Annotated in this window: 5 protein-coding genes and 1 pseudogene; 2 read left to right on the top strand and 4 right to left on the bottom strand. The window is 54.0% G+C overall.

Features of this window, described 5'->3' with window-relative positions:
* The coding region (locus ABZT49_RS16650; protein WP_355287230.1) for a Rha family transcriptional regulator at positions 1-274 on the bottom strand (274 nt) is incomplete at its 3' end.
* Positions 275-380: 106 nt separating this feature from the next.
* Here ABZT49_RS16650 and ABZT49_RS16645 point away from each other — a divergent pair.
* Positions 381-1,397: a DUF3883 domain-containing protein gene (locus ABZT49_RS16645; RefSeq protein WP_355287228.1), complete on the top strand. Its 1,017-nt coding sequence runs from the start codon at positions 381-383 to the stop codon at positions 1,395-1,397.
* A 202-nt stretch (positions 1,398-1,599) separates the two neighbouring features.
* The gene (locus ABZT49_RS16640; protein WP_355287226.1) at positions 1,600-1,851 is read left to right on the top strand and encodes a hypothetical protein; all 252 of its coding nucleotides are present in this window, start codon (positions 1,600-1,602) and stop codon (positions 1,849-1,851) included.
* Positions 1,852-2,040: 189 nt separating this feature from the next.
* On the opposite strand, the gene ABZT49_RS16635 is transcribed toward ABZT49_RS16640, so the two are convergent.
* The 3 genes and pseudogenes from ABZT49_RS16635 to ABZT49_RS16625 form a co-directional block, all read right to left on the bottom strand.
* The gene (locus tag ABZT49_RS16635) at positions 2,041-3,603 is read right to left on the bottom strand and encodes a Fic family protein (protein ID WP_355287224.1); all 1,563 of its coding nucleotides are present in this window, start codon (positions 3,601-3,603) and stop codon (positions 2,041-2,043) included.
* A 340-nt stretch (positions 3,604-3,943) separates the two neighbouring features.
* Complete coding sequence (locus ABZT49_RS16630) at positions 3,944-4,585, bottom strand: hypothetical protein (RefSeq protein WP_355287222.1); 642 nt, start codon at positions 4,583-4,585, stop codon at positions 3,944-3,946.
* Between the two features lie 21 nt (positions 4,586-4,606).
* Positions 4,607-4,730 (bottom strand): annotated as a pseudogene (locus tag ABZT49_RS16625) (IS5/IS1182 family transposase); the annotation flags it as partial.

Here is a 4,730-nt window from a genome sequence, read left to right as displayed (position 1 = left end):
GCGGAACTCCGCCGGGTACGGGGGACGGGTTCTCGGCATGGCAAAAACACCTCACGCAAAAGCGTTCTCGGTGTCCACCGAGCCGGGGCAATCCCAGAATCAGGCTCTCCCGCTTGGGGAGGTTGAAGCACGGGTTCTCCTTCCCGTTTGAGGCCCGGTAGTTGCCAGCAAATTTGCTGGCTACCTCGTCGAGGGCTTCCAACATCACGCGGATGTCCCGGAGCACGTCAGCGTGGTTCTTCCCGGTGCGCTCAGCGATTTCCAGGCTGGACATCGTGAGGGCTACGAGGGTGGCGAGACTGGAACGGATACGACTTCCATTCGGCCCGGCACAGGGTATCATTTCAGTTGAATCGACATATCAGCTGTCGGAAAATATCATGAACGCAGAACCAATGGTCTTCGTCAATATCGGATGGATGAAGGACTACGCTGGCCCATCGGCGCATGATACTCCAGTAGGTGGCCACGGCTATCTCAAGGACGGCAACATAGGACATGAGGTTTTTAATTTCGCTTTTCTCAATGACAAAGTCTATGGCTACGTCCCTCGTTCCGCTCGCATCAACCTTGAGAACCTAGGCGGTTCATCATCCGACGAGTCCGTAACCCCGGTCACAGTCGTCTGGATTGCTCGGAACCCCAGTGACAAGAAAACGTATATCGTCGGCTGGTACAAGGGTGCCTCCGTCCACAAAGACAACAACCATATCAAATTAAATCGTAGTAAAAATTTCAATGTTAATTATCAGATTGAGGCTCCGGCAAACAAAGCAACTCTCCTGCACATCGACCAACGCTTGTTCAAAATTCCTACTGCGAAGGAAAAAGGTAATCTGGGACAGAGCCCGGTGTGGTATGGTGGAAAAGACGAGTTCCGGGCAGTGGTAGCTGCCTATGTCGCAGCGGATGGCGTTCTCGCCGAAATGCCGAAGGTTGGATCGAAAGGAGCCAAGCACCAAACTGATCCAGAACTGCGAAAACGGATCGAGCTTGCTAAGGTTCGGCATGCAACCGCCTACTATCAATCAAGAGCAGGCGGCTCCCAGGTCGTTGACTCCGTCGAGAAGGATGGCGTCGGATGGGATTTGAACGTTACGGCCCCGACCGGTGCGGTGCTAAAGGTCGAGGTGAAGGGCCTCAGCGGACGGGACCCTGTGGTTGAACTAACGCGGAACGAATTCGCGAAAATGAGGAGCCCGGAACACCGGGCTCAGTATATCATCTACGTGGTCACAGAGGCTCTGACGTCTGAAGCTCGCAGCCACGTCTTCAGGCACAATGCGGAGGTTAGCAAGGGCGGCGATCTTGTTTGGGCAACAGACGATGGTCGGCAGCTTGAGATAGAGCAGATCGTGGCGGCAAGGCTCTCGGCAAACTACGAAACAATCACCTGAGACCCATGCCAGAAGCCGGAAGGTCCGTATCAGGGTAGAGGGTCGGGTCCGCTCCCCGCCCGTTGCGGTCCTTGCTAAGGTCAAGCTGATTGGGGCAGGGCCATAGCGCGTCGCCTCCGCCCACCCATCAGCCTTGACCGAACCAACCGCCCCGTGGCGTGTTCTCTCTTCGTTCTCGATGATTCGGACGCAGGGCACCACGATGCTGGCGAGACACACCGGACCCGCTGAAGGCCCGTCCTCCGCTCCTGCCGGCACCTCATGCCCCGTGGAGGCCATCGCTGCGTCCTACCTCTCACAGACCTCCGGTGACCTCGCGCTTGCCCTCCGGTGCGCCATCACGGACGCCTTGGCCGATCTCATGGAAGCCGAACGCCGCACCAGGGAGCGCAGCCGGCTCATCTCCCGGGGCTTCGTTCGTGGGCGTCTGGACGACAACGGCGATGCGCTTTGACGATCCACCGCCACCCCGGCCGAGCAACCTCGCCGCCTACCCCTACGTGGCGGTGCGGGTTGCGTGCCCGCAGTGCCGGGACAGACAGGGCAGCTATAGGCTCGCGAGGTTGGCCGCGAAGTTCGGCCCGGAGAAGCCGCCTCCTCAGGGGAGGCATCGAGAGCAGCGTTAAATTCCCTGTGTGGCAACTTATCGTAGCGACATACTTCCCGGCTGGGCATCGAAGGCGGCAGCGCTGCCACCCATGTTAGATTTTACTATATCGGAAAACCTTGCCACCTTATCTTCCGACAGCTCAGAAAAATGCCTTGCTAATTTTGTCTTTGATAGCTTACCTCCGTTTTGAAGGTAGAACCTTATAAATAGATCAATTTTCTTGTCGGGCATGTCAGAGGCATCTTTGAGTGCATTTCGCGTTTCTCGGTATGCAACCATGAAGTCGAGTTGCTGAACGAAATCAATCGCGATAGTCGCCTGAATACAATAGAACAAATATTCTGCTATTACGGTTGCGTCAAAATATCTATATGAAAATTCGGGCGAATATTGTAATTTTATTACGCCATCCTCGTCTAGTTGATACTTTACTAGACCCATAATGGGGACAGAAAAGCGCTCAAGGCACTCATCATAATCGCGCATATTATTGAGTATGGCTGACGATACAGGAAATATTAGACCTTCCGGCGTGAATCCCATCTTCGAAAGAATATAATGGATGAGAAATCTATGTGTGCGGCCATTACCATCATCGAAAGGATGGATGAACACAAAGCCAAATGATACCGCAGCGGCAACTATCACTGCGTGCACCTCAGAAATCCGCATCTGCCTGTAACAGGAGACTAGACCTTCCATCATGTCAGTGACGTGCTGCGCTGCTGCTCCTACAAAATGAACTTTCTGATGTAGATATGAAAGATTTTCTCCGACATAAACCTCATCAGATCGGTATCCTGTTACTCGATATTTTTCGTCTACAATTAAGTTTCTAGCTTCGAGAATCATATCATGAGTCAGATCGGCGTAGCTGGCCGCCCTCTTGAGCATTGCTGCGAATCTTTCTGCTCGATCTTGGCTCGGGGTTTCTCTTTCGATTAGAAAAGAAGATAATGTCTCTTTCGTGTACATATAACTAATCGCACGATTGACAGTGTCATCATCATATTTGCGCAATATCTCAATAACTTTACTATCAAGATTTAATTCTTCGTCTCTTTTCAGAATGTCTGTGCGCCTGACAATGGGGCAAAACTGACGTGTTCCAAGCAAATTGTTGTTGATTCGCTGGCGTGGATTACGAATAATCTGAGATGTATAGTACTTATCAGCCTCAAGTATTTCTATATAATTGCCGGTTTTTAAATCTGCGAGAGGCAAGCGACGATCAGTCAAGAACTCATACAAGAACCATATTTTCCGAGAATATTTACCGGTTGGCGCTCTGTTGATATAAGATAATATGTGCTCTTCTTCGATAATTTTGAAAACAGATGCAAGTATTTCTAGATTTATGCCGTCATATTTTATTGCAAATTCTAGCTGATCTCCGATCGTTTCTCCGCGAGAATACGAAATCGGATAGATATAAATGGCCGATCCGTCCGAATGAATTTCCCGCGCAGCGCCTTTCGGCGTTACGTATGAGCTTCTATAATGAGGGGCAACACTTAATTCTAGTTGCTGAACCAAGGCGGCGTAACCGACTGGGCTCGTTCCGTCTGGCAGGATAAGGTCGCCGAAAAGCATCATCTGGTCTGCGAGCGGTGTGAGGCATTCGTGGAACGGGTACCGCAGGCGGGTTCCTGTTACAATCAAGCCGCCCTCTGAAAAAACGCATACGAGTCTGCGAAAATGCGTATGACGTGGGCTTTGCCTCTAAATTTGCATACAGCACTTACACGGCTGACCTGCCCGCACACGCCACCAGCCTCAGAACGTGACGCAAGCATAGAGGCACACAGCGAGTCACTGACGGCGTTCTCAGGCTTGGCAGCGGGGTCTGCCTGGACTCAGCGATGCCGCCGTACGGGCTCGTGGTGCCTCTGAGCAACAATGCGCGTACCGGCAACCCCGCACAGTCTCAACCGCTTCAATCCTTGCCACGTCGGCTGCTATCACCTTGTGCCAGTGGCTTCCGCCGTAACACAGGCCGGCGCTTCGGCTCCTGTGACCCTGCCGCCCTCCCCTCTTCCTCAACGGTGCATCCACTCGGCAGCTTCACGGCCTCGATACAAGCCCGCATCGCCTCGATAGGCGCCGCACCGGGGTAACAGCCCATCGTCATCCCGAGAGGCAGCGTCATCCCGTCAATCGACCCGTCTTCGGCCTTATGATCGACAACGTTCGCCAGCGTCCACGGCGTGTAGCCGCTTCCACCCTTCTCAAGGCCTGCGACAGCCTGTCGGATGAACCAACGACGCCAGGAGTGGAAGTCCACGTTGGATTGGCGCTGAGCGTCTGAGACCCGCTCATCAACCCCCAGCCGCCTCCGTTCCCGCGTGAAGGCTTGGCTGACGGGCGCTGAACGATCCCGCTTCGATCCCGGCTTCTGCTCCTCAAGGTCGTCAAACAGGAAGTCGTTAGGCCCCTTCCCTGCCGTCCTACGAGCGATGAGCAGTGCCAGGGCCGAGTGTGCCGGGATGGTCCTCAAGCCCGCAGGCGTCTTCGCATCGGTCACCCGGAGGCAGCCGTCAGCACAGTCCTTCACCTTCAGGCCCGCCACCTCCTCCAAGCGCATTCCGCTTAGAGCGTGTTATGAACTATTTACGATGCGTCCGAACTTGCTGAGCATGTCACACACGAAGGCGACCATGTAGATCCCAGCCAGTGTGGTCGCATAGCGCTCGTAGTCCTTGACCAGCCGGCGGCAGCGCGTC

This window comes from Methylobacterium sp. EM32, assembly GCF_040593685.1.
Classification (GTDB): domain Bacteria; phylum Pseudomonadota; class Alphaproteobacteria; order Rhizobiales; family Beijerinckiaceae; genus Methylobacterium.
The sequence above is the reverse complement of the archived record's forward strand: the minus strand, read 5'-3'. Positions and strand labels throughout refer to the sequence as shown.